Source organism: Halobaculum sp. CBA1158, assembly GCF_021431925.1.
Lineage (GTDB): Archaea > Halobacteriota > Halobacteria > Halobacteriales > Haloferacaceae > Halobaculum.
This window is the reverse complement of the sequence record NZ_CP090371.1, coordinates 1,425,970-1,449,005: the sequence shown is the minus strand read 5'-3', so window position 1 is coordinate 1,449,005 and position 23,036 is coordinate 1,425,970. Positions and strand designations below refer to the sequence as shown.

Sequence of the window (23,036 nt, the reverse complement as noted above, 5' to 3'; positions counted from 1 at the left end):
CGTATCACGCCCGGGAAGAAAGCCGCGACGGTCCCGGGGCTCCTGGTCGTCCGAGCGCTCCCGGGGGCCGGTGAGACGCCGACCGATCCGATCGGAGGTCGATCCCGGCGACCGTCGGCTACCCGACGAGCGTCGCGACCGCACGCCGGACCGCCCCGGCGGCGTCGCGCACGCGGTCGACGCGGACGTACTCGCGCTCGCTGTGGGCGACCGCGCCCGCGTCGTCGGCCAGATGCCCCGGGCCGAACACGACCGTCGGCCGCGGCGCGAAGTACGACGCCTCCGTCGCCGCGCCGAACGGCCGGATCTCGCCGTCGCCGTTCGCGTCGCCCTCGCCGTCGCCGTTCCCGTCCCCGTCGCCGCCGACCGCCCGCGCCGCGTCGGCGACGGCCGCCACCAGCGCGTGGTCGGGGTCGGTGTCGAACGCCTCCAGGAACGGCGTCGGGCGCTCGGTGAGGTCGAAGGAGACGCCGACTTCGTCCGCGACCGCCCTCCTAACGGCCGCCTCCAACGCCGAGCGAAACCCCTCGGCGGTCTCCGGGGGCACCGACCGGCGGTCGAGGGTGATCGTCGCCTCCGACGGCACCTGATTGGTCGCCTCCCCGCCGGAGACGCCCGTCGCAACGAGCGTCGGCGCACCGAGCATCGGGTGCGCCTCGGCGTCGTCGTCGAACCGATCGATCGCCGCGAGCGCGTCCGATAGCGCCGAAACGGCGTTGATCCCGGAGTCGGGCTCGGCGGCGTGAGCCGCCGAGCCGGTGAGCGTCAGCGTCCCCTCGAACCGACCGCGGGCGGCGACGCAGGCGTCGCAGTCGGTCGGCTCGCCGACCACGAACAGGTCGCCGTCGACGGGGTCGACGGGGCCGTCGGGGTGGTCCCGCCCCCGGCCGCGCACGAGCGCGTCCGCGCCGGTCGACAGCGTCTCCTCGTCGGGCGTGACCGCGAGCGTAACGCGCCCACGGGCTGGCTCGACAGCGAGAAACCCCGCCAGCAGCGCCGCGAGCGGTCCCTTCGCGTCGCAGGATCCGCGTCCGCGGAACACCTCGTTCCCCTCGTCGTCCGTGCCGGGCTCGAACGGGACGTGGGGCGGGACGGTGTCGATGTGGGTGTTGAGCACGAGGTGCGGACCGTCGTCGGGCGCGGGCGACTCACGCGTCGCGCGGACGTTCCCCGCGCCGTCGACGCGGGTGTCGACGCCGCGTTCGGCGAGCGTTTCGACGAGGAACGACCGCATCTCGTCGACGGACTCGTGGGACTCGATCGACACGGCCTCGGCGAGGAACTCGACGGGATCGAACTCGTCCGTCGGTGCCGGTGACGCTGCCGCGGACGCGTCGGCGTCGTCGCTCATTCTGCCTCATTCCCCTCCGGCTTCGACTCCGGAACCGGTAGCTCCACGTCGAACTCCCGGGCGGCCGGGCCCGTGAGCGTCGCCGGCCCGTCGTCGGGAACCGTGATCCGCAGCGTTCCGCCCGGCGGTGAGACGGCCAGATCCGAGTGCTCCGTCAGGCCGAGTCGGCGCGCGACCGCGCCGACGGCGACCGCGCCGGTGCCGCACGCGAGCGTCTCCCCCTCGACGCCGCGCTCGTAGGTGCGCTGGTCGAAGGTGTCGTCTCCCGTTCGGGCCGCGAGGGTGACGTTCGCGCCCTCGGGGAAGACGTCGGCGTGACGCACAGCCGGCGCGACGGCCTCGAGGTCGACGCTCGCGAGGTCGCCGGCCCCGTCGCCCGCGCGGTCGACGAACGCGACCGCGTGCGGAACGCCCGTGTCGACCGCCGTGACGGTCAGTCCCTCCACGGATTCCTCGACGAGCGGCTCCTCGCGGTCGTCGCGAAGCGGCACGTCCGCGGGGTCGAACGACGGTCGACCCATCTCGACCTCGACGGTCGCCTCGGTGCGGTCGCCGTCCGCCGCGTCGCCGCCGCGGACCTCGGCTCGACGAACGCCCGCGGGCGTGTCGAGGTCGATCACGCGCGCGCCGGTCCGCTCGCGCACCCACGCGGCCGCACAGCGCGCGCCGTTGCCGCACATCTCGGCGATGGAGGCGTCGGGCTGGACGAGCGTCATCGTCGCGCGGGCGACCGACTCGCCGTCCGTACCGTCGGTGCTGTCGCCGTCCGCATCGCCGGTGCTGTCGCCGTCGGCGTTGCCGCCGTCCGTGATGTCCATGAACAGGACGCCGTCCGCGCCCGTCCGGTCCTCGCCCTCGACGCCGGTCTCGCGGTCGCAGTAATGGACCGCGAACGCGCCGCGGTCGGGCACTCGGCCGTCGGCGTCCGCGGCGTCGACGACGAGGAAGTCGTTGCCCGTTCCGTGGTACTTCGTCGCCCGGACGGTGACCTCGCTCCCGTCGGGTCCGTCCGCGCGCGTCGACTCGCTCATTCGTCGGCCCCTCCGTGCTCCAGGCGGGTAACTCCCGCGAGGGTCTCGCGCTCGCGGAGCACGTCGCCGGCGAGGCTCACCTCCGACGGACGCGGTCGGGAGTTGTACGTCGAGGCCATCTCGTAGCCGTACGCGCCGGCGTTGCCGACGGCGAGCAGGTCGCCCCGCGCCGGGACCGGAAGCTCCCGGCCGTCGCAGAAGGTATCGCCCGTCTCACAGATCGGGCCGGCGACGGTGACCGGGCCGACCTCGCGGCCGGCGGCGGCATCACCGGTCGCGTCCGCGGCGTCGGCGGCGGCAAGGTTCCGGATCGCGTGGTACGCATCGTACATCGCCGGACGAAGCAGGTCCGTCATGCCGGCGTCGACGCCCGCGACGGTGGTCTCGGGCGTCGGCTTCACCGTGTTCACCGTCGTAAGGAGGACGCCGGCGTCTGCGACGACGTAGCGACCAGGCTCGACCGCAAGGGTCGCGTCAATCTCGCCGAGCGCCTCGCGCGTCGCGTCGGCGACGGCGTCCAGGTCGAGTGCGGGGTCGTCCTCGCGGTACGGGACGCCGAAGCCGCCGCCCACGTCGACGAACTCCAGGTCGGCGTCGTCGACCGCTCGGGCGAGATCGCCCATGCGAGAAACGAGATCGCGATGGGCGGCCAGGTCCTCCTCGCCGTGGATTCCCGACCCTGCGTGGGCGTGGATCCCGACCACCTCGAATCGGTCTCGGGCGTCTGCGATCACCTCGGCGGCGCGGTCGTACGGCACGCCGAACTTCGGGGCGGCACCCGTGCGCACCTTCTCGTGGTGGCCCGCGCCGACGCCGGGGTTCACCCGAACGCAGACGCCCCCGTCGAAGCCACGATCGGCGAGGCGATCTAGGGTGTCGCGTGCGCCGACCGTGATCGTGAGATCGGGGTGTTCCTCCCACCACTCGACCACGGCGTCGAGGTCGCGGGCGGGCGGATTGACGGCGGTGTAGTCGACTCCGCCTCCCCCGAACCCGGCGTCGAGCGCGCGTCCCACCTCGCCTGCGGAGGCGCATTCGGCGTCGAGGCCCGACCCGCGAACGGTCTCCAGCACCGCGCGGCCGGTGTGGGCCTTCACGGCGTACTTCACGTCCGCGTCCGGGAACGCCGCTCGGAGGCGCGCGCAGTTCTCGGCCACGCGGTCGAGATCCGTGACGTACAGCGGCGTGCCGTGATCGTCAGCCAACTCCCGGAGTTGGTCGGCGTCCCAGTCGGCGAGGCGACGGATCGCCGGACCGCCGTCGGCGTCCCGGGCCTCGTCGTCGGACTGCTCTGGGCTCATTCGCGGAGCGCGTCCTCGCGCCGTGTCGCCTCCAGCGTCTCGGTCTCCACGTCGGTGGCGACGACCGCGGGCTTGTACGCGCCGCCCTCGAACAATGCGTGGTCGCTCACGCTCGACTCGACGAAGCGGGTGAACGCCCGGCGGTTCTCCGGCAGGTGGCCGTAGACGACCTCCTCCTCGACGAGGTCGTACACCGGGATCCTCGGGGTGAGCAGCGTGTTCTCGCCCACGATCGAGTTCTCGCCCACGCGGAACCCGGAGGTGACGCGACAGCCCGCGCCCAGCGAGACGCCGTCCTCGACGATGACGGGCGCGTCCTCGACGGGCTCCAACACGCCGCCGATCAGCGTGTTCGCGCCGAGCTTCACGTTCTCGCCCAGTTGGGCACACGAGCCGACCGTGTCGCAGGAGTCGACGAGCGTGCCGTCTCCGACGTACGCGGCGACGTTGACGAACGACGGGCTCATCATGATCGTGTCGTCGCCGAGGTGGGCCCCCCGTCGCAGCACGGTGCCGTCAGGGGTGTTGCGCGCGCCCCTGGCTTCCAGATCGTCGGTCTCGCGCAGCGGGAGCACGTCGTAGTAGCCGACGCCGCCGTACTCGCGGCGCTCGGTCTCGCGCAGTCCGAAGTTGAGGAGGACGCCCCGCTTCACCCACTCGTTGGCCTCCCAGGAGTCGACGCCGTCGCCGGTCTTGCGGGCGGCGCGGACCTCGCCCGCCTCCAGGGCGTCGAGGAACTCGTCGAGGGTTCGCCGGACGCCGTCGTCGGCGTCGGCCGCGGTCAGTCCGTCGTCGTAGCGGTGCCACAGGTCGTCGATGTCGGATTCCAGTGTCGTCGTCATTCGAGTACCTCCGTGAAGTCGTATTCGCCGGCGTCGCGGCCGGCCAGCCACGCCGCGGCGTCGAGCGCGCCGGCGGCGAACACGCGCCGGGAACCGGCGCGATGGGTCAATTCGAGGACGTTCTCGTCGCCGGCCATGAGCACCTCGTGCTCGCCGGCGATGTCGCCCGCGCGGCGGGCGTGAACGCCGATCTCTCCGTCGGTTCGCGGGGCGTCGCCCTCGCGCCCGTGGACGCGCTCGTCAAGGTCCGATCGGACGTCCTCGACGTCCTCCAGCAGGGTGAGCGCGGTGCCGCTGGGCGCGTCGACCTTCCCGTTGTGGTGGGTCTCCGTGACCTCCACGTCGTAGCCGGGAAGCGCCCCGGCGGCCGCTCGGACGGCCCGGCGCAGCGCCGCGATTCCACGCGAGAAGTTCGAGGCGCGCAGGACGGGCACGGTCCCGGCGGCGTCGGCGAGCGCGGCCTCCTGTCCCTCGTCGAACCCGGTCGTCCCGACGACGCAGGCGACGCCGGCGTCCGCGGCGGCGGCGACGTACTCCACGCTGGAGTCGGGGCCGGTGAAGTCCACGAGCACGTCCACCGCCGGGTCGGCCTCCGCGAGCAGGGCGGGGAGGTCGTCGGCGTCGCGAACCTCGACGCCAGCGACCGGGTCGACGGGCGAGCGATTGACCGCGAGCGCGACCGCGCAGTCCGCGCGGTCGCTCGCGGCCTCGATCACCTCCCGACCCATGCGGCCGCCCGCCCCGGTCACGGCGAGGCGGACCGAACCGCTCGGACCGCCCGTCTCGGTCGCCATCTCAGGCCCCCGTTCCGGTCGAGTCGCCGTCGTGGTCGGCGTCGCCGTCGCGGTCGGCCTCCAGTTCCGCGAGCAGGTCCGTCAGCACGCGCAGGGTCTCGTCGCTGCCGCGCGTCAGCGGGGGGCGCATCTCGGCGGGGCCGTAGCCCCGAATCCCCATCGCCTCCTTCACCGGGATCGGGTTCGTCTCCCGGAACAGCGCGCGCGTCAGCGGGCCGAGTCCGTGGTGGATCTCGCGGGCGCGCTCGAAGTCGCCGTTCAGCGCCGCGTGGACCAGTTCGGCGGTCCGTTCGGGCTCGACGTTGGCGGTGACGGAGATGGTGCCCGTCGCGCCCATCGACATGAGCGGGAGCGTCATCCCGTCGTCCCCCGAGAGCACGTCGAACTCCTCGTCGCGCGTGCGCTCGATGATCTCCGAAATCTGGTTCGCGTCGCCCGAGGCCGCCTTGTACCCCTGTACGTTCTCGTGGGCCGCCAGGTCGACGACGGTGTCCACGTCGAGGTTCAGGCCGGTCCGGCTCGGGACGTTGTACACGACCTGCGGGAGGTCGACGGCGTCCGCGATGGTCGCGAAGTGGTTGTACTGGCCTGCGGGCTCAGGCTTGTTGTAGTACGGCGAGATGAGGAGGATCGCGTCCGCCCCGGCGTCGGCCGCGCGCTCGGACAGATCGAGCGCCTCGCGCGTCGAGTTCGAGCCGGTGCCCGCGATGACGGGCACGTCGACGGCGTCGACGACGGTCTCGACGACCTCGGCGTGTTCGTCGTGCGTGAGCGTCGCGGCCTCGCCGGTCGAACCGACCGGGACGAGCCCGTCGACGCCGGCGTCGGCGAGCCGTCGCGCATCGGCCGCGAGCTGTTCGTGGTCGACCTCGTCGGTGCCGTCGGTGAACGGCGTCGTCATCGCCGGGTAGACGCCGGCGAAGGTGTCGTGGTGGATGGTCATGATGTGGGTGTGTCGGATGGGTCGCGTGTGTCGCGTTCGTCGGACATGTCGCGTGTGTCGCGTTCGTCGGTGGTAGTGGGCGACTCGACGGCGAACCGGAACTCACCCCCGACCGGCCGCTACGCCAGGCCGAGAACGATATCACACACGTTTCGGTTTCGCGGAGAAGACGGGGCGGACACCCGACTCAACGGCGAGGCTGCGCGTCGAGGGCGGCGTCCCGCTCATTACCTAAGCACAGTCCCGGCGGTTGTAAATGCGTTTCCTTGTGGGCCGATATTGTCCCGCGAGCCTGCGGCCGGCGGCTCGCCCGTCCAGTTGTCGCGGCCGCACCTGTAAACCCTTATACGACCGCCACCACCACGACCGGGTAATGAGCGATCTCCCGGACGACTTCGACTGTACCGTCACGAACTGGGAGTACATCTACGGACTCTGTCGGGACGTGTCGAATCAGGTGAAGGCGGTCGACTTCGAACCCGACGTGGTCGTCGCGCTGGCCCGAGGCGGCTGGTTCGCCGGTCGGTGCGTCTGCGACTTCCTCGGGCTCAACGACCTGACGAGCCTCAAGATGGAACACTACGTCGGCACCGCCGAGAAGTCCGGCGAGCCGACCGTTCGCTACCCGATGCCGGAGGGGAGCGTCTCCGACAAGGACGTGCTCATCATCGACGACATCGCCGACACCGGCGGGTCGATCAAGCGCGCACAGGAGTACGTCACCGAGCGCGACTGCGGCGAGGTGAAGACCGCGACCCTGCAACTGCTCCAGACCTCCGAGTTCGAGCCGGACTTCGTCGGCGAGCAGTTGGAGGAGTGGACCTGGATGGTGTACCCCTGGAACTTCATCGAGGACATGATCGACCTGACCAGCGGCGCGATGGAGCAGGCCGACCAGGAAGCGTTCACGCTGGAGGACGTGCGCCACTACCTCGCGGAGTTCCACGGTATCGACCGGATCGAAATGGAGATCGCCCAACCCGGACGGGTCGGCGAGGTGCTCGAGGAGATGGAGCAACGAGACGTCGTCCGCCGGACGGCGGACGGCTACCGGCTGCTCGACGCGGGAGAGTAACTCGGCGGGTCCGAGTTCGGGCCCGACGCACGACCCGACTCGATCCCGGTTCACCGGTCGGTCTGCGACAGCGCAACCGCGCCCACGTCACAAATATGAATAGTTTTACACGAAGGGATTCAGTTATGTCGCTCTCTTGGAAACACGGGTGGCATGGCCTCGTCACCCCTCGGTGAGCTCGCCCCGTTCGGCGGGGGGCCCGAACGGCTCTCGGTGCTGCTCGTCGACGACGACGAGCAGATGGTCGAGCTGTCGGCGACCTACTTGGAGCGAGAGCTTCCCGACGCCGACACCACCGGCATCACGGACCCGTCGGCCGCACTAGCGGAACTCCGGGAGAACGCCGAGACGTACGACTGCGTCGTCAGCGACTTCGACATGCCGGGCATGGACGGGCTGGAGCTGTTCGCGGCGATCCGGGAGGCGGAGGTAGAGGTCCCGTTCGTGCTGTTCACGGGGAAGGGGAGCGAGGAGATCGCGAGCCGCGCGATCTCCGCCGGCGTCGACGAGTACCTGCAGAAGGGAGGCACCGAGGAGTACCCGGTGCTCGCCAACAAGGTGGAGAACCTCGTCGAGAAGTACTGGGCGGAACGGCAGGTCCGGAAGGGGTTTCTCGCGATCGAGTCGGCCGAGGAGGGGATCGGTATCATCGACGACGGCGGCGTGTATCAGTACATGAACGAGGCGTACGCCGAGGTGTACGACCGCGACCGCGCGGAGCTGATCGGCCGTCACTGGGAGGTGTTGTACCCGTCCGACGAGACCCGTCGGTTCAACGAGGAGATCCTTCCGGAACTGGAGAGCGAGGGCACGTGGCGCGGGCGGTCGACCGGCGTCACCGAGGGCGGACGGCTCGTCCCCGAGCAGCTCGTGTTGACACAGATGGACGACGGCGGGCACGTCTGTATCGTTCAGGAGTTGGGCCGCAGCGACGAGTTGGAATCGGAGCTGGAGCTGAAGACGAACGCGTTGGACGCGGCGTCCGTCGGGATCGTGATCACCGATCCGACGGTGGCGGACAACCCCGTCGTCTACGTCAACGAGGGGTTCGAGGAGCTGACCGGCTACGACACCCAAGAGGCGCTCGGACTCGACTGGGAGCTCCTTCGCGGCCCCGAAACCGACCCGGAGACGGTCGCGACGATCCGAGATGCAGTTGAGGAGCGCGAGCCGATCGCCGCCGACGTTCGGGCGTACGACGCCGACGACGAGCCGTTCTGGGTGCACGTCGACGTCTCGCCGATCGAGGACGACGACGGGCGCGTGAGCCAGCTCGTCTGGTTCCTCTCGGACGTGACGAAGCGCAGGCAGCGAGAGGAGCGACTCCGGTCGAGCACCGCTCGCCTGGAGGCGCTGTTCGAGAACTCGCCGGACATGATAGTGACCCACGACGCCGACGGCGTCCTGCGCGACGTGAACCAGCGAATGTGCGAGGAGCTGGGGTACGAGGAGGAGGAGTTGATCGGTAAGCGGGCCTGGGATGTCGACACGGAGGTCGATCCGGACCGCGCGCGAGACTTCTGGGCCGACTGCCCGTCGAACACGCCCCACCGCTTCGAGGGGGAACTCCGTCGCCGCGACGGCTCGACGTTCCCCGTCGAGATCCACCTGATCCGACTCGACCTTGACGGGGCGGATCGATTCGTCGCGATGGACCGCGACATCAGCGACCAGAAGGCCCGCGAGGCCGAGTTGATCGAGCGCAACGAACGGCTGGATCGCTTCGCCAGCGTCGTGAGCCACGACCTGCGAAATCCGCTGACGGTCGCGAACGGACGGCTGACGCTGCTGGCGGACGAGGTCGACAGCGAGCACATCGATCACATCGACAGAGCGCTGACCCGGATGGACGACCTCGTCGACGACCTCCTCGCGCTCGCACGCGAGGGCGAGGGTGCTATCGATGTCGAACCGGTCCCCGTCGCGGAGGTCACCAGGGCGTGCTGGGAGACGATCGAGACCGGGGACGCGACGCTCTCGGCCGAGTCGGAGTTCGCCGTCGAGGCCGACGAGAACCGACTGCGCCAGCTCCTGGAGAACCTCGTCGCCAACGCCGTCGAACACGGCGGCGACGGCGTCTCCGTCACGGTCGGCTCGACCGACTCCGGGTTCTTCGTCGCCGACGACGGCCCCGGTATCCCGCCGTCGGAACGGGATCGCGTCTCCGACGCCGGCTACACCACGGCCGAGGGCGGAACCGGGTTCGGACTGAGCATCGTCAAACGCGTCGCCGACGCGCACGGCTGGCGCATCGATATCGGCGAGAGCGACGACGGCGGCGCTCGATTCGAGTTCTCCGGCGTGGACTTCCGGGATCCGTAACGGGACCGACTCCGATCGCGGGCGATCGGTCGCCCCGGCTGCCGGAGCCGAACGGTTCTTGCCGTCCCCGGCGACATCGAACGTCGTGGCGCTTCTCGACATCTTCGCGGGTGCGGTCCTCCCGATCGTCGCCGTCGCGGCGGTGGGCTTCGCGCTCGGGCACGCCAGCGACGTGGACGCCGGCCCGCTGAACACGGTCGTCGTGTACGTGCTCGCGCCGGCGCTCGTGCTCCACAGCCTCGCGACCGCCGCCTTCTCGGGCGCGACCATCGCGCGGATGACGGTCGCGGTGACCGCCTACATCCTCGGCATGCTCGTCGTCGCCGAGGGAGTGGGTCGACTGCTCGGCGAGTCGGAGCCCCGGCTCTCGGCGCTCGTGCTCGCGGCGACGTTCCCCAACTGCGGCAACTACGGCATCCCGCTCTCTGACTTCGCGTTCCCGAGCGGGGGTCGACCGGCCGCCGTGTTGTATCTCGCGATCCAGTCGGTGCTCATCTACACCGTCGGCGTGTACGTCGCCTCGCGCGCCGGCGGCGGCGGGGGTGTCCAGGGGGTTCGGCGCGTGCTGAAGATCCCGCTCGTCTGGGCGGTCCCGGTCGCGCTCGGCGCGCGGGCGTTCGGAGCCGTGCCGCCCGCCGACGGTACGGCGATGCAGACGCTCCAACTGGTCGGCGACTCGTCGATCCCGGTGATGCTTCTGATCCTCGGGATCCAGCTCTCGAAGACCGACTACGGCGCGGCCTTCTCGCAGGCCGCGACGCCGTCCGTCCTGAAGATGGTCGTCGCGCCCGCGGTCGCCGTCGCCGTCGCGGTCGCCGTCGGCTTTCAGGACGCGACGGTCGCGCGGGTGTTCGTCCTCGAGTCGGCGATGCCCGCCGCCGTGACGCCGCTCATCCTCGTCGGCGCGTTCGCCGAGGACCTCGAGATCGGCGGCGTCTCGGTCCCCGAGTACGTGAGCACCGTCATCCTCGTGACGACCGTGGCGTCGATCCCGATGCTTACTGTGCTGATCGCCGTGCTAGAGAGCGGCGCGGTGATCTGATCGAACGGGGACGGGACCCGGCTCAGTTCGAGCGTCTCGACCGTTCGAGAGCACGGGGAAGAATCGTGAACGACCCGCGTGTCTCTCGCGTCAATCGTCGGCCGGCGTGCCCGCCGGCGGGTCGACGACGGCGCTCGTCCAGGTGCCCCGGTAGAGCCACGCCAGGCCGACGATCGCACCGACCACGTCGCCGGCGACGACGGCCCACCAGATCCCCGTCGTGCCGAAGTCGTACACGAAGACGGCCCCGTACGTCGCGGGTACCCTGACGACCCAGACGGCGACCAGCGACAGCGCCAGCGCCGTCGTGGTCCGACCGGCCCCCCGGAAGGTGCCGCGGATGACCTCGAACACCCCGAGGAACACGAACATCACCGAGGCGACCCGGAGGTACGTCACCGCGTAGTCGATCGTCCCCGCGGCGTCGGGCGACCCCGGGGGGAGGAACACCTGCACGATCGGCACCGGGAACGCGGCCGCGAGGATCGCGACCGGGAGCATCACGGCCGCGACGACGCCCAGCGCCGCCCGGACGGCCCGCCACGCGCGGTCCGGACGCTCGGCTCCGAGGTTCTGCCCGACGACGGTGTTGACCGCCTGCGCGAGCCCCATCGCCGGCAACACCACCAGCGAGATGAGGCGGTTCCCGAGTCCGTAGGCGGTGACGACCGCCGGCGGGAACGTCGCCACCAGCGCCGTCAGCACGACGAACGCCAGCGAGACGCCGGACTGCTCCAGCGCCGAGGGGACGCCCAGTCGGACGATCCGCCGGACGATCTCGGGGTCCGGCACGAGGTCGCCGAGGCGGATCTCGGGCCCCGCGTCGGTGCCGAACAGCACGTACCAGCCGACCACGGTCGCGACCGCGCGGGCGGCGAACGTCGCCCACGCGGCCCCCTCGATGCCGAGGGCGGGGGCGGGTCCCCACCCGAAGATGAGCACCGGGTCGAGGGCGACGTTGAACGCGACCGAGACGACCATCACCCGCAGCGGCGCGCGCGTGTCGCCGAAGCCGCGCATCAGCGCGACGAACGCGTAAAAGCCGAACAGGAACGGCGTCGCGAGAAAGAACACCCGCATGTACGCCGCCGCCAGCGGGACGACCTCCGTCGCGGTCGCCGCGTCCGCTGGAATGAGCGCCAGCGCCGGTTCGACGGCGACGTACCCGAGCGCGCCGAGTGCCGTCGCGACGATCATGACGAACCCCAGCGCCGTGCCGGCGACTCTGCCCGCCTCGCGGTCGCTGCCGGAACTGGCGGCGCTCGCGCCGGTGTGCTGGGCGACGAGGATCGCCCCCGCGGCGGTGAAGCCGCCGCCGACGCTGATGAACAGGAACACGATCGGGAACGCCAGCGAGAGCGCGCCGACGGCGTCGGCCGAGAGCCGACCGAGCCAGAAGGTGTCCGCGACGTTGTACATGACCTGCAGCAACTGGATCAACACCAGCGGCCACGCGACGCGCAACATCGGTCGGAGGAGATCCCCCTCGACGAGATCCGACGCGTGCGCTGAGGAGGGGGAACCGGTCATATCTCCTCTGAAGCGAAGGCGGGCCTTGAACGCTTCTCACGCGTGGTATCACGGAACACGGGGACCGAACGGCTTTCACGCGTCCGTCGGGAGCGGACGTATGGTCGACAGCTACGTCGTCAACGTCGACGCCGCGGTGTACCGCCTCAGCGACGGCGACCCGGAGTACCTGCTGATCGAGCGCGGTGCCGACGAAGACCACGCGCCGGGGACGCTGGGACTCCCTGGCGGCACCCTCGAATCCGAGCCCGGAGACGCGGACGCAATTGAACACACCGTCCGCCGGGAACTCCGCGAGGAGGTCGCCGTCGAGGTGGGCGAGGTCGTGGCCGTCACCAGCGGCGTGTTCGAGTTAGACACCGGCGAGCCGTGTCTGAACGTCGTCTGCCTAGCCGAGCACGAGACTGGCGACCCGTACCCGGCCGCGCCCGACGAGGTCGCGGCCGTCGACTGGTACACCGTCCACCGGATCGAGCGCGACGACGAGGTACCCGGGTTCACTCGCGGGCACGTGGAGGCGGCGGAGGCGGAGCGGTCGCGGACTGACTGACTAACTGACGGGCTGGCCCGGGTCGGCCGGTTCAGGCGTCGACGCCGGGCACGTCGAACGCGTTCGCCTCGCGACGGATCCGTTCGGCGTCGAGCGTCCGGTGCCCGCCGTCGGCCTCGTCGTACAGCACCGCGCCGTCGACCATCGTGAACGCCACGTCGTCGCCGTGGGCCGCGAACACGAGGTGGCCCACGGGGTCGTGGATCGGCGTCGCCCGCGTCAGGTCCGTGTCGATGCCGATCACGTCGGCCTTCCACTCCTCACGGAGCGCGCCGACCGCCTCGAACCCGGCGGCCTCGGCACCGTTTCGGGTCGCCATCCGGAACGCCGTGGCGGCGTCGACGGCCGTGGGATCGCGCGCGTCCACCTTCGCGAGCAGACTGGCTTGCTTCAGTTCCGTGAAGGGGTCGAGCGTGTTGTTGCACGGGGGGCCGTCGTTGCCGAGGGCGACGGTGACGCCGCGCGCGAGGTAGTCCTCGACGGGCGCGATCCCGGATGCGAGCTTCATGTTCGAGGACGGGCAGTGCGTCACGTGCGTCCCGGTTTCGGCGATGATCTCGCGTTCCGTCTCGTCGGTGTGGACGCAGTGGGCGAGGATCACGTCCTCGCCGGTGAGGCCCACTTCGTCGAGGTACGCGACGTTTCGCTTGCCGGTACGCTCCTCGACGACGCCGATCTCGTCGGTGTTCTCGGAGGCGTGGGTGTGGATCCGGACGCCGTCGTAGGCGTCGGCGAGGTCGCGACAGCCGCGCAGACACTCGTCGGTGCAGGTGACGGCGAACCGCGGGGTGACGGCGTAGCGGATCCGGCCGTCGTCGGCTCCGTGGTAGTTCCAGATCAGGGCCTCCGATTCCGCGAGCGCCCGCTCCGTCTCCTGGCTGAGGCCGTCGGGGGCGTTCGTGTCCATCAGCACCTTGCCGGCGCGGGCGCGGATGCCCGAGTCGACGGCCGCCGCCAGCGCCTGGTCGGCGTGGTGGACCGACAGGTGGTCGATCACGGTGGTGACGCCCGACTCGATGCACTCCAGGTAGCCGAGTTCGGCCGCGAGTCGCATTCCATCGGCACCGAGCCCGGCCTCCATCGGCAGCACGTGGTCGTTCAGCCAGTCGAGCAGCGCGGCGTCGTCGGCGATCCCCCGGCCGAGCGACTGCACGGAGTGGACGTGCGCGCCGACGGTGCCGGGGGCGACGATCCCGAACTCGCGGCGCGCGTGGTCGGGGTAGCGCTCGCGGAGACCGGCCTCGTCGCCGACGGCGACGATCCGGTCGCCGTCGACGACGACCGCGCCGTTCTCGATGACCGTCTCGGCGTCGGCGACGACGGTTCCGGCGAGTAGCATGGGTCCGAGTTCTCTCCCTCGTCGTCGTACAAAGACGTGTGGATCCGCGTTCCGATCGGCGAGGTGATCCCTCTCCCGATCGGATCCACATCGCTTTAGCCCGAACCGCCGGAACCGTGAGTCACGAATGACCATCGGCTTCATCGGCGGCAGCGGGATCTACGAGGCGCTCCCGCTGCGAAACACGCGCACCGAGTCAGTCACCACTCCCTTCGGCGAGCCCTCCGCGGACCTGGAGATCGGCGAGTTCGGCGACACCGGCCGCGAGGTCGTGTTCCTCCCCCGGCACGGCCCCGACCACCAGCGCTCGCCCACGGACCTGCCGTACAAGGCGAACATCCACGCGCTGAAGCAGGCGGGCGTCGAGTACGTCATCGCCAGCAACGCCGTCGGCTCACTGAAGGAGGAGCTGTCGCCGCAGACGCTCGTGGTCCCCGACCAGATCTACGACCGGACGAAACACCGAGACCTCTCCTTCTTCGGCGACGGGATCGTCGTCCACCAGCCGTTCACGCGCCCGTACTCGCCGAAGCTGGCCGACCACCTCGCCGACGCGGCCGAGCGCGCGCTCGGCGACCTCGGCTCCGACTCCGACGTCGTCGACGAGGGGACCTACGTCTGCATCGAGGGACCGCAGTACTCCACGAAGGCCGAGTCGGAGTTCTACAAGAGCCAGGGCTGGGATCTCGTGGGCATGACCGCGATCCCGGAGGCGAAGCTCGCCCGCGAGGCCGAGATGGCGTACGCGACGGTCGCCGGGGTCACCGACTACGACGTGTGGAAACAGGACGCCGAGGTGACGCTGGAGGAGGTGCTGGAGAACGCCGCCGCCAACGAGGAGGCGATCAAAGAGACCGTCGAGGAAGCCGTCCGCACCTTCCCCGACGAGATGGACTGCGAGGCCCACGGCTCGCTCGAGGGGACGATCAACACGCCCGCCGAGGCCGTGCCCGAGGAGACCCGCGAGCGCGTCGGGCTGTTCGTGGACGAGTATCTGGACGAGTAACGAAGCCGGATCGGGGACCGGTATTTAGTCCGCGATCGCCTCGTCGCCCGCGGCGGCGACGCCGGCGTCGCGCACCCAGAGATCGCCGAACAGGTCGTCCTGCTCCAGCGTGATCTCGCCGCGGTGCGCCAGAAACAGCATCGCGAGGTACGTCATCACCGCTGTGCTACCGGTGTCGGCGACCTCTCGGAACAGCACCTCCGCCCGCCCGCGCTCGTACTGCGGGTGCAACGCGGCGCGCACGTCGTCGATGACCGCCTCGATGTCCTCCTCGTGGGTCGTCCCGGTCACGTCGTCCTCGTCCGGTTCGCCCTCCTGTCTGAGGTCCTCGGCCCCTCGATACTCCAGCGTCTGCGTCCCCCGGGAGAACCCGGTCGGCGACTCGCTGGTGTCGTACTCCCTGGACTCCTTCCACCAGGTGCCCCGCTCGGCCTCGCGAAGTTCCCGCACGAGTTCGTCCAGCGTCTCGGGCGAGCCGCGGGTGCTCTTGCGCTCCAACCGGCGGTCCATCTCGTCCTCCAGCGCGTTCACGGGGTCGAAGCCGTCGTCGATCGGCGCGCCCTCGCCGGCCATCTCGCCGCCGCCCTCGAACGCCCGCTCCCACGGCTCGAGTTCGTCCTCGGGGTCGTCGTCGTCGGCCGCGAGCATGTCGTCGGACTTCATCCGAAGGAGGACGCTCGCGTAGAAGAGGGCGCGACCGCCCGTCCGGATGTCTGCCTCGTCGAGCCGGTCGAGGAACGCGTCGGTCACTTCGACCACGTCGATGTCCCACGGGTCGATCTCCCCCTCCTCCGCGAGGTTGACGAGCAGTTCGACCGGCTCGACCTCGTCGTCGTCGGTCCCGCCGTCGCCGGGACCGAGTTCGCGCACGTCGCCCGGGGCGTCAATCATCCGCCTGCACCTCCGGCACCGGCTCGCCGTCCTCACCCAACTGGATGCCCGTCACGGCCGAGACGTTGTCCGACTGCATCGTCACGCCGATGGCGCGCTCGGAGCGCTCCAGCAGCGCCGAGCGGTGGCTGACCACGACGAACTGGGCCTCGCCCGCGAGGTCGTGGACCATCTCGCCGACGCGCTCGGCGTTGACCGCGTCGAGGAAGGCGTCGATCTCATCGAGCGCGTAGAACGGCGCGGGGTTGTGCCGCTGGATGGCGAAGATGAACGCCAGCGCCGTCAGCGACTTCTCTCCGCCCGACATCGCGTCGAGCCGTTGGATCGGTTTGTCCCCCGGTTGGGCCTTCATCGTCAACCCCCCTTCGAAGGGATCTTCGGGGTCCTCTAAGACCAGCTCACCGGTCCCGGCGGAAAGCCGCTGGAATATCTCGGTGAACTGCTCGTCGATCGCCTCGTAGGCGTCCATGAACGTCGCCCGCTTCTGGGACTCGAAGCGGTCGATCCGTTCCTCGATGGCCTCGCGTTCGTCGACGAGCACGTCGCGGCGCTCCCGGAGGTCGTCGAGGTCCGCCTGCACGTCGTCGTACTCGTCGATCGCGAGCATGTTCACCGGCTCCAGCTCCTCCATCGCTTCTTGCAGCCGGTCGATCTCGGACTCGACGGTGTCGTGGTCGGGGATCTCCTCGGGGTCGTAGCTGCCGACCTGCTCCTCCAGCGAGTCGATCTCCCACTCCAGGCGCTCTGCGGTCTCGCGCAGCGACTCCAGCGTCGAGACGACGCGCTCGACCTCGTTCTCCTGGTCGTCGCGCTCGGCCTTCGCCTCTCGGAGCGACTCCTTGACGCCCTCGCGCTCCTCCTTGAGGTCCGCGAGTTCGTCCTCCAACTCGGCTATCGCGTCGCGTTTCTCCTCCAGCGTCGACTCCTTCTCGGCAATCTGCTCCTCGTACTCGTCGATCTGCTCTTCGGCGTCGGCCTTCTTCGACTGCGCCTCCTCGACGGTGTCGTGGAGGTCGTCGACGGCCTCCTCGGCGTACTGTTTCTCCAGTTGGAGCTGGTTCAGTTCGCCGTCGAGGTCGTCCATCCGCTCCTCGAGGTCGTCGATCTCCGCGCGGATCTCGTCTGCCTCGGCCGACAGCTCGGGAATCTTCGAGTCGGCCAACTCGGCTTCCAACTCCTCGATGTCCGCCTCGATCGACGCGATCTCCTCGTCCGCCTCCTCGATCTCGCCGTCCAGCGCCGTCATCTCCTCGTCGACGGACTCGCGCTCCTCGCGCAGCTCCTCGAGGCGGTCCTCCAGCTCGCCGACCCGCTCTTCTTTCGTCTCGAGTTGCTCCTCGACGCGGTCGATGTCCGACTCGATGTCCCTGACCTTCTCGGCGGCGTCGGACGCGCGCGACCGGGCGTCCTCCAGGTCGTCGTCGACGTCGGCGATCTCGGATTTGATCCGCTGGCGTTCGTCCTCGAGTTCGTGGATCGCCTCGGCGACGCGCTCCAGCTTCCCCTTCCCTGACTTCGAGAAGGAGTAGCGGGAGCCGCCGCCGGAGCCGCCGGTCATCGCACCGGACTTCTCGACGAGGTCGCCGTCGAGGGTGACCATCCGGTAGTTACCCATCAGGTGCCGGGCCGTGTCCATGTCCTCGACGACCAGCGTCGACCCGAGCACGTACGAGAAGATCCCCTCGTACTCCGCGTCGTAGTCGACGAGGTTGCGCGCGAAGTCGACGACGCCGGGATCGTTCGGCAGCGACGGCAGGCCGCGCTCGTCCATCTCCGTGATGGGTAGGAACGTCGCGCGCCCCGCGTTGCGCTGCTTCAGGTAGTCGATGCAGTCGGAGCCGACGCCGTCGTCGTCGACGACGACGTTCGCGAGCCGACCGCCGGCGGCGGTCTCACACGCCGTCGCGTACTCGCCGGGGACCGACGCGAGCTCGCCGACCGGACCGTGGACGCCGGAGAACTGCGCGTTCTTCACCTCGGTCACCGCCCGCGGCCACGACGTGTCACCGGAGTCGTCCGCCCGCGCCTCGAGCTTCGAGTACTCCTGTTGCATCTCGCGGATCTCCGCGTCGACCTCCTCGAGTTCGTCCTGGTACTCCTCCTTTTCGCCGCGTAAGTCCTCGATGACGCCGTCGATGTTGACCTTGTTCTTCTCCGCTTTGTCCAGCTCCGAGTGGAGGTTCGAGACGCGCTCATTCAGGTCGGGGATCGCCTCGCGCGTCTCCTGGAGTTCCTCCTCCGTGTCGCCGATCTCGTTCGAACGCCGGCGCGCGTCGTCGAGGAGGCGGTCCTTCTCGCGCTGGAGCTCGTTCTTCTCGCTCCGCAGCTCCTCGAGCGTCTCCTTCTTCTCGGCCAGATCCGCCTTCAGCTCGTCGAACTCCGTGTCGACGCTGTCGATCTCGGCCTGCACGTCCGCCAGATCGGTCCGCTTCGAGGTCAGCGTCGACTTCACGTTCGCCTTCTCGACTTTCGTCTCCCGGATGTCGGACTCGAGTTCGTCGATCTCCTCGTCCTTCTTGTCGATCGCGACGAACGCCTCGCGGCGCTCGCCCTCGGCCTCCTCGACGCGCTCGCGCTGATTCTCGATCTTCCCCTCCAACCGAGAGACCTCGCCTTTGATCTCCTCGATCTCGGATTTGATCGCGATCTGTTCGTCCTCGCCCTTCCGCTCGATCTCCCGGTTGATCTCGTCGAGGTCGCTCTCGAAGTCGTCGACGCGGGCCTGGCGCTCGTCGAGTTCCGCCCGAAGCTCCTCGAGTTCGTCCTCCCTGCTCGCCATCGACTCGCGCGTCTCCTCGAGGTCGGCGCGCTTCTCCTCCAACTCGGCGGCCTTGAGGTACCCCTCGTACTCCTGCTTCTCGTCGCGGAGGTCCTGGTACTGGAGGGCGGTCTCGCGCTCGTCGGCGAGCTGGTCGAGCCGTTCCTCCTTCTCCTCGATGCGGAGGTCGGCCTCGTCGATGCGCTCCTCGACTGTCTCCAGTTCGCCGAAGGCGTCCTCCTTTTTCGCGTCGAACTCGGCGACGCCGGCGATCTCGTCGATGATCCCCCGGCGCTCGTGGGGCGTCATGTTGATGATGTCGGTCACGTCGCCCTGCATGACGACGTTGTAGCCCTCGGGCGTGATCCCTGCCTGCGCGAGCAGGTCCTGAATGTCCGAGAGGTTGACCGAGCGCCCGTTGAGGTAGTAGTACGAGTAGTAGTTGTCGTCGGTCTCCTTCACCCGGCGCTTGATCGTGATCTCCTCGTGGTCGCCGATGTCGTCGCTGCCGGCGGCGCTCACCACCTGCGAGCGGTCGAGGGTGCCGTCGGCGTTGTCGAGGACGACCTCGACGCTGGCCTCCCGGTCCCCGGAGGGCCCTTCGTCGTCCTCGAAGCCGGGGTTGTAGATGAGGTCGGTCAGCTTCTCCGCGCGGATGCCGCGCGTCCGGGCGAGGCCGAGCGCGAACAGCACCCCGTCGATGATGTTCGACTTGCCGGAGCCGTTCGGGCCCGTGATGACGGTGAAGTCCTCGTAGAAGGGGATCCGCGTCGGCCGCCCGAAGCTCTTGAAGTTGTCCAGGACGAGTTCGGTGATGTGCATGCGTGTGGTTGGGGGCGTGGTGTGTGTCGTGAGCCGTGACGCCCCGCCCGGAGGCGTCGCTGGCGGCGTTACGCGACGATGATGTCGTCGGAGTCGTCGTCGGTGGAGTCGGCGTCGTCGTCGGCTCCCTCCGCCCCGTCGCCGTCGGCACCGCGCGCCGCCTTCTGGGCGTCGTCCTCGTCGTCGGCCATGACCCGGCCGTCGTCGGCCGCGCCCGTCGAACTCCCGTTGGCGTTCCCGGCGGTGGCGGACTCGTTGGGGACGAACTCCGCGTTGGGGTTGTGGTCCTCGACGGGGTCGGCCTCGACGGCGTTGGACCGCTCCAACTGAGAGATCCGCTCTTTGGCTTCGACCAGTTCCTCGGTCAGGCCATCGACCGCGGCCTGCAACTCGGCGACTTGCGCTTCGAGGTCATCGACCCGATTTCCCATACACGGGGACGCGCTTCCACGCGTATAAACCCGCGTCAGACGAGCGAATGACCGGACGTGAGCGCCGAAAGCGTCGAAATCAGTCGATTCGGGTCGTATCGCAGTCGATCGCGATACGGCTTCGATAAATCTTCGACCGCTATATCGAATCCGAGATCCCGGATCGGTCGAGGGCGTTCCGAACCACAACCGCCAAACGCGGGCCGGTCTAAGCCGCCGTCGATGAACACACGCGCGGCGCGCGGCGTCCTCCTCGCGGCCCTGTTGTTCCTCGTCGTCCACGTCGGGGCGGTGTCGCTCGCGCCGACGTTCGACGCCGCGGGTTACCAGACCGTCGAAGACCCGCAGGATCCCACGAACTCCGGGCTGTACATCGGAGCGATCCTCGTCGCCACGGCGCTGATGCTCGCGGCGTTCAAGTACGACCTCGACTGGGTCGTCAGGCTCGTCATCGTCGCCTCCTCGGGCGCGCTCTCGTGGTACGTGTTCTCGGTGTTCCTTCCGGGGACGGCGGCGCTCGTCGCCGCCGGCCTCGTCTCTGCCGCGCTGCTCGCGTACCCCGAGTGGTACGTCATCGACACCGCGGGAGCGCTGATGGGCGCGGGCGCGGCGGGACTGTTCGGCATCTCCTTCGGACTCCTCCCGGCGATCGCCCTCCTCTCCGTGCTCGCTGTGTACGACGCTATCTCGGTGTACGGCACCGAGCACATGCTCGACCTCGCGGACGGCGTGCTCGACCTCAACATCCCGGTCGTGCTCGTCATCCCGCTGGAGTGGTCCTACTCGCTGCTCGCGGAGGGGTCGACCGAGGGCGCGACCGAGGGCACCGACGAGGCCGACCGCGAGGTGTTCTTCATCGGCCTCGGCGACGCTGTGATGCCGGCGGTGATGGCCGCCTCGGCGGCGTTCTGGTCGCCCGCGCCGGCGTTCGGTCTCCCCGTCGTCCCCGCGATGGGGCTGCCGTCCCTGCTCTCGATCGTCGGCACCTTCCTCGGGCTGGGGGTCCTCCTGCGGATGGTGCTGAAGGGGAACCCGCACGCCGGGCTCCCGCTGCTCAACGGCGGCGCGATCGGGGGCTACCTCCTCGGGTCGCTCGCGGCTGGCGTGCCGCTCGCGGAGGCGCTGGGCGTCGCTGCGTACCTGTGAGCCGACGCGTCACCCCCCGGGTTCGCGGCGCGCTCGGCGTCGGCGCGCTGTTCCTCGCGGTCCAGGCGCTCGCGGTCGTGGTCGCGCCGCGCCTCGCCGGCACCGGCGTCAGCTACGGCGACGGCGGCGACGCGCTCGTCCCGCTGGTGGCGGGACTCGTGGTCGGAACCCTCCTGTCGCTGGCGGTCGTCCGCTACGGCACGGCCCGGTGGGTCGTCCGCGTGGTGATGCTCGTGTCGCTCTCGGCGGCGATGTGGTTCGCGACCGCAGCGCTGCTGGGCCCCGTCTCGGGCGCGGCGCTCGCCGTCGCCGGCGGACTCCTCGCGTGGCGCGTCCCCCGGCCCGCCGTGCGAAACGGCGTCGCGGTGGTCGGCGTCGCCGGCGCGGCCGGACTGTTCGGCGCGAGCCTCGACCCGGCGTACGCCGCGGTCGCGCTCGTCGTCGCGACCGCCTACGACGCCTACGCGGTGTACGGCTCCGGCCACATGCTCGACATGGCGAGCGCGAGCGCCGACCTCCGCGTCCCCTCGATGTTCGTCGTCCCCACCGACGACGGCTACGACGACCGCGCGCTCACGGTCGGCGACGCCGACGCGACCGGGTCGCCGGCGGCGACCGTGCTGGGCGCAGGCGACGCGCTGTTCCCCGCCATGCTGACCGCCAGTCTCGCGGTCGCCGAGGGGGGCGTCGGGGGCCGGACGGTCGCCGCGCTCCTCGGGTCGCTAGTCGGGGTGGCGGCCCTGCAGGCGTTCGTCCACAGCCGCCGCGGCGTCCACGCCGGCCTCCCGTTCGTGAACGGCGGCGCGCTCGCGGGGTGGCTCCTCGCGCTCGCGGTGCTGTGATCGGCAGGGTCGCTGTCACTCGGGGTCGACGCCGGACCGGACCTTCACAGCCATTCCCGTCGAGAAGTCGCGCATCTCCGCGGCCGCGAGCTCCGCGCGACCGACCGCGAGCACCGTCCCGTCGTCGTGGACCACGACCACCTCGTCGCGCGGGCGGACCGACTCGCCCACCTCCCGGACGAACTTCGCGAACACGTTCTTCCCGTCGCGCACGAACGGCGCGGACTCGTCGCCGACGACGACGCTGTACTCCGGGTGGGGGAGCGACGCCCGGAGCCGGCGTCCCCCCTCGACGCCGAGGGTGAACCGGCCGTCCGTCCCGTAGGAGACGATCCGTCCGGCCTCGCAGGTGACCTGGCGCGGGCGGCCGCTGGTCGACCGGCGGACGGTCACGTCCTCGTCGGCCGGGAACAGCGCCTCGCCCGCGCCTGCCCCGAACTGGTAGTCGGCGACGACCCTGAGGTCCGCGAGGGTCGCGTCGCCGCTCATAGCAGGAACGTGTCCTCGCGCTCGCTCATGTCGATGAAGGAGTCGGCCGCCGCCTTGAGGTCCGCCGCGGCAGACTCCTCGAAGGCGACGACCTCGACGCGCACGCCCTCGTGGCGCAGGTGCGAGCAGAGCCGCGAGAAGTCGGCGTCCCCGGTGCACAGCACGACCGTGTCGACGTGGTCGGCGAGCGTCACGGCGTCGAGGCTGATCCCCACGTCCCAGTCGGCCTTCTTCGAGCCGTCGCCGAACGTCTTGATCTCCTTGATCTTCGTCTCGAAGCCGATGTCGCGCAGCGCCTCGAAGAACGTCTCCTCGTCGGGGGAGTCCGCGCGGATGACGTACGCGATCGCGCGGGTGAGCTGACGGCCCATCACGGCCTTCTCCAACATCTTCGAGTAGTCGACGTTGCGCGAGTAGACGCTCTGTGCGGAGTGATACAGGTTCTGCGAGTCGGCCAACACGGCCACCCGCTGGTCCTCGTGTATCTCGGTCATAATCGACGGTATCGGACCGGCCGGTTAGTCCTGTCGG

General features: G+C 70.1%; 20 protein-coding genes. 7 read left to right on the top strand and 13 right to left on the bottom strand.

Annotated elements, in window-relative coordinates:
* Window positions 1-118: 118 nt before the first annotated feature.
* The 6 genes from Hbl1158_RS07600 to dapA are packed head-to-tail and all read right to left on the bottom strand — an operon-like array spanning window position 119 to window position 6,262.
* Window positions 119-1,351, bottom strand: a complete 1,233-nt coding sequence (locus Hbl1158_RS07600) for a M20/M25/M40 family metallo-hydrolase (RefSeq protein WP_234296065.1) — start codon at window positions 1,349-1,351, stop codon at window positions 119-121.
* Window positions 1,348-2,382 (bottom strand): diaminopimelate epimerase, encoded by a 1,035-nt coding sequence (dapF, locus tag Hbl1158_RS07595; protein ID WP_234296064.1) that lies wholly within the window; start codon window positions 2,380-2,382, stop codon window positions 1,348-1,350. The genes Hbl1158_RS07600 and dapF overlap by 4 nt, the downstream gene beginning before the upstream one ends.
* The gene (gene lysA, locus Hbl1158_RS07590; RefSeq protein WP_234296059.1) at window positions 2,379-3,683 is read right to left on the bottom strand and encodes a diaminopimelate decarboxylase; all 1,305 of its coding nucleotides are present in this window, start codon (window positions 3,681-3,683) and stop codon (window positions 2,379-2,381) included. The genes dapF and lysA overlap by 4 nt, the downstream gene beginning before the upstream one ends.
* Complete coding sequence (locus tag Hbl1158_RS07585) at window positions 3,680-4,525, bottom strand: 2,3,4,5-tetrahydropyridine-2,6-dicarboxylate N-succinyltransferase (protein ID WP_234296057.1); 846 nt, start codon at window positions 4,523-4,525, stop codon at window positions 3,680-3,682. Before Hbl1158_RS07585 ends, lysA begins: the two co-directional genes overlap by 4 nt.
* Window positions 4,522-5,319 (bottom strand): 4-hydroxy-tetrahydrodipicolinate reductase, encoded by a 798-nt coding sequence (gene dapB / locus Hbl1158_RS07580; RefSeq protein WP_234296056.1) that lies wholly within the window; start codon window positions 5,317-5,319, stop codon window positions 4,522-4,524. The genes Hbl1158_RS07585 and dapB overlap by 4 nt, the downstream gene beginning before the upstream one ends.
* Before the next feature lies 1 nt (window position 5,320).
* Window positions 5,321-6,262, bottom strand: coding sequence for a 4-hydroxy-tetrahydrodipicolinate synthase (gene dapA, locus Hbl1158_RS07575; RefSeq protein ID WP_234299438.1), 942 nt, complete (start codon window positions 6,260-6,262; stop codon window positions 5,321-5,323).
* A gap of 373 nt (window positions 6,263-6,635) precedes the next feature.
* On the opposite strand from dapA, the gene Hbl1158_RS07570 reads away from it, so the two are divergent.
* The 3 genes from Hbl1158_RS07570 to Hbl1158_RS07560 all read left to right on the top strand — a co-directional run bounded on the left by Hbl1158_RS07570 (window position 6,636) and on the right by Hbl1158_RS07560 (window position 10,701).
* Window positions 6,636-7,337, top strand: coding sequence for a phosphoribosyltransferase (locus tag Hbl1158_RS07570; RefSeq protein WP_234299437.1), 702 nt, complete (start codon window positions 6,636-6,638; stop codon window positions 7,335-7,337).
* A 153-nt stretch (window positions 7,338-7,490) separates the two neighbouring features.
* On the top strand, window positions 7,491-9,659 hold the full coding sequence (locus Hbl1158_RS07565) for a PAS domain S-box protein (protein ID WP_234299436.1): 2,169 nt from the start codon (window positions 7,491-7,493) through the stop codon (window positions 9,657-9,659).
* 85 nt (window positions 9,660-9,744) lie between these two features.
* Entirely contained in the window at window positions 9,745-10,701 is a 957-nt protein-coding gene (locus Hbl1158_RS07560) for an AEC family transporter (protein ID WP_234299435.1), read from the top strand.
* 90 nt (window positions 10,702-10,791) lie between these two features.
* Here Hbl1158_RS07560 and Hbl1158_RS07555 read toward each other — a convergent pair whose 3' ends face one another.
* Window positions 10,792-12,231 (bottom strand): MATE family efflux transporter, encoded by a 1,440-nt coding sequence (locus Hbl1158_RS07555; RefSeq protein ID WP_234299434.1) that lies wholly within the window; start codon window positions 12,229-12,231, stop codon window positions 10,792-10,794.
* A gap of 100 nt (window positions 12,232-12,331) precedes the next feature.
* On the opposite strand from Hbl1158_RS07555, the gene Hbl1158_RS07550 reads away from it, so the two are divergent.
* Window positions 12,332-12,781, top strand: coding sequence for an NUDIX hydrolase (locus Hbl1158_RS07550; RefSeq protein ID WP_234299433.1), 450 nt, complete (start codon window positions 12,332-12,334; stop codon window positions 12,779-12,781).
* Window positions 12,782-12,812: 31 nt separating this feature from the next.
* Here the strand turns inward: Hbl1158_RS07550 and Hbl1158_RS07545 are convergent, their stop codons facing one another.
* Window positions 12,813-14,120, bottom strand: a complete 1,308-nt coding sequence (locus Hbl1158_RS07545; protein ID WP_234299432.1) for a 5'-deoxyadenosine deaminase — start codon at window positions 14,118-14,120, stop codon at window positions 12,813-12,815.
* 127 nt (window positions 14,121-14,247) lie between these two features.
* Here Hbl1158_RS07545 and mtnP point away from each other — a divergent pair, with 127 nt between their 5' ends.
* Window positions 14,248-15,126, top strand: coding sequence for an S-methyl-5'-thioadenosine phosphorylase (mtnP, locus tag Hbl1158_RS07540; protein WP_234299431.1), 879 nt, complete (start codon window positions 14,248-14,250; stop codon window positions 15,124-15,126).
* Between the two features lie 24 nt (window positions 15,127-15,150).
* On the opposite strand, the gene Hbl1158_RS07535 is transcribed toward mtnP, so the two are convergent.
* The 3 genes from Hbl1158_RS07535 to Hbl1158_RS07525 form a co-directional block, all read right to left on the bottom strand.
* Window positions 15,151-16,017, bottom strand: coding sequence for a segregation/condensation protein A (locus tag Hbl1158_RS07535; protein WP_234299430.1), 867 nt, complete (start codon window positions 16,015-16,017; stop codon window positions 15,151-15,153).
* The gene (gene smc, locus Hbl1158_RS07530) at window positions 16,010-19,597 is read right to left on the bottom strand and encodes a chromosome segregation protein SMC (protein WP_234299429.1); all 3,588 of its coding nucleotides are present in this window, start codon (window positions 19,595-19,597) and stop codon (window positions 16,010-16,012) included. The genes Hbl1158_RS07535 and smc overlap by 8 nt, the downstream gene beginning before the upstream one ends.
* Before the next feature lie 68 nt (window positions 19,598-19,665).
* Complete coding sequence (locus tag Hbl1158_RS07525; protein ID WP_234299428.1) at window positions 19,666-20,028, bottom strand: chromosome segregation protein SMC; 363 nt, start codon at window positions 20,026-20,028, stop codon at window positions 19,666-19,668.
* Between the two features lie 222 nt (window positions 20,029-20,250).
* On the opposite strand from Hbl1158_RS07525, the gene Hbl1158_RS07520 reads away from it, so the two are divergent.
* Window positions 20,251-21,174 carry a presenilin family intramembrane aspartyl protease PSH gene (locus Hbl1158_RS07520; RefSeq protein ID WP_234299427.1) on the top strand — a complete coding sequence of 308 codons (924 nt, stop codon included), beginning with the start codon at window positions 20,251-20,253 and terminating at the stop codon, window positions 21,172-21,174.
* Complete coding sequence (locus Hbl1158_RS07515) at window positions 21,171-22,016, top strand: presenilin family intramembrane aspartyl protease PSH (RefSeq protein WP_234299426.1); 846 nt, start codon at window positions 21,171-21,173, stop codon at window positions 22,014-22,016. Before Hbl1158_RS07520 ends, Hbl1158_RS07515 begins: the two co-directional genes overlap by 4 nt.
* A 15-nt stretch (window positions 22,017-22,031) precedes the next feature.
* On the opposite strand, the gene Hbl1158_RS07510 is transcribed toward Hbl1158_RS07515, so the two are convergent.
* A complete protein-coding gene (locus Hbl1158_RS07510; protein WP_234299425.1) occupies window positions 22,032-22,505 on the bottom strand; it encodes a PUA domain-containing protein in 474 nt (157 codons plus the stop codon).
* On the bottom strand, window positions 22,502-22,999 hold the full coding sequence (locus Hbl1158_RS07505) for an NYN domain-containing protein (protein WP_234299424.1): 498 nt from the start codon (window positions 22,997-22,999) through the stop codon (window positions 22,502-22,504). The genes Hbl1158_RS07510 and Hbl1158_RS07505 overlap by 4 nt, the downstream gene beginning before the upstream one ends.
* Window positions 23,000-23,036: the final 37 nt, after the last annotated feature.

Coding starts and splice junctions, on each gene's coding strand:
- Hbl1158_RS07600 (WP_234296065.1), bottom strand. CDS start 1,351: ATGAGCGACGACGCCGACGCGTCCGCGGCAGCGTCACCGGCACCGACG.
- dapA (WP_234299438.1), bottom strand. CDS start 6,262: ATGACCATCCACCACGACACCTTCGCCGGCGTCTACCCGGCGATGACG.
- dapB (WP_234296056.1), bottom strand. CDS start 5,319: ATGGCGACCGAGACGGGCGGTCCGAGCGGTTCGGTCCGCCTCGCCGTG.
- Hbl1158_RS07545 (WP_234299432.1), bottom strand. CDS start 14,120: ATGCTACTCGCCGGAACCGTCGTCGCCGACGCCGAGACGGTCATCGAG.
- Hbl1158_RS07565 (WP_234299436.1), top strand. CDS start 7,491: ATGGCCTCGTCACCCCTCGGTGAGCTCGCCCCGTTCGGCGGGGGGCCC.
- Hbl1158_RS07505 (WP_234299424.1), bottom strand. CDS start 22,999: ATGACCGAGATACACGAGGACCAGCGGGTGGCCGTGTTGGCCGACTCG.
- lysA (WP_234296059.1), bottom strand. CDS start 3,683: ATGAGCCCAGAGCAGTCCGACGACGAGGCCCGGGACGCCGACGGCGGT.
- dapF (WP_234296064.1), bottom strand. CDS start 2,382: ATGAGCGAGTCGACGCGCGCGGACGGACCCGACGGGAGCGAGGTCACC.
- smc (WP_234299429.1), bottom strand. CDS start 19,597: ATGCACATCACCGAACTCGTCCTGGACAACTTCAAGAGCTTCGGGCGG.
- mtnP (WP_234299431.1), top strand. CDS start 14,248: ATGACCATCGGCTTCATCGGCGGCAGCGGGATCTACGAGGCGCTCCCG.
- Hbl1158_RS07550 (WP_234299433.1), top strand. CDS start 12,332: ATGGTCGACAGCTACGTCGTCAACGTCGACGCCGCGGTGTACCGCCTC.
- Hbl1158_RS07585 (WP_234296057.1), bottom strand. CDS start 4,525: ATGACGACGACACTGGAATCCGACATCGACGACCTGTGGCACCGCTAC.
- Hbl1158_RS07520 (WP_234299427.1), top strand. CDS start 20,251: ATGAACACACGCGCGGCGCGCGGCGTCCTCCTCGCGGCCCTGTTGTTC.
- Hbl1158_RS07535 (WP_234299430.1), bottom strand. CDS start 16,017: ATGATTGACGCCCCGGGCGACGTGCGCGAACTCGGTCCCGGCGACGGC.
- Hbl1158_RS07570 (WP_234299437.1), top strand. CDS start 6,636: ATGAGCGATCTCCCGGACGACTTCGACTGTACCGTCACGAACTGGGAG.
- Hbl1158_RS07510 (WP_234299425.1), bottom strand. CDS start 22,505: ATGAGCGGCGACGCGACCCTCGCGGACCTCAGGGTCGTCGCCGACTAC.
- Hbl1158_RS07525 (WP_234299428.1), bottom strand. CDS start 20,028: ATGGGAAATCGGGTCGATGACCTCGAAGCGCAAGTCGCCGAGTTGCAG.
- Hbl1158_RS07555 (WP_234299434.1), bottom strand. CDS start 12,231: ATGACCGGTTCCCCCTCCTCAGCGCACGCGTCGGATCTCGTCGAGGGG.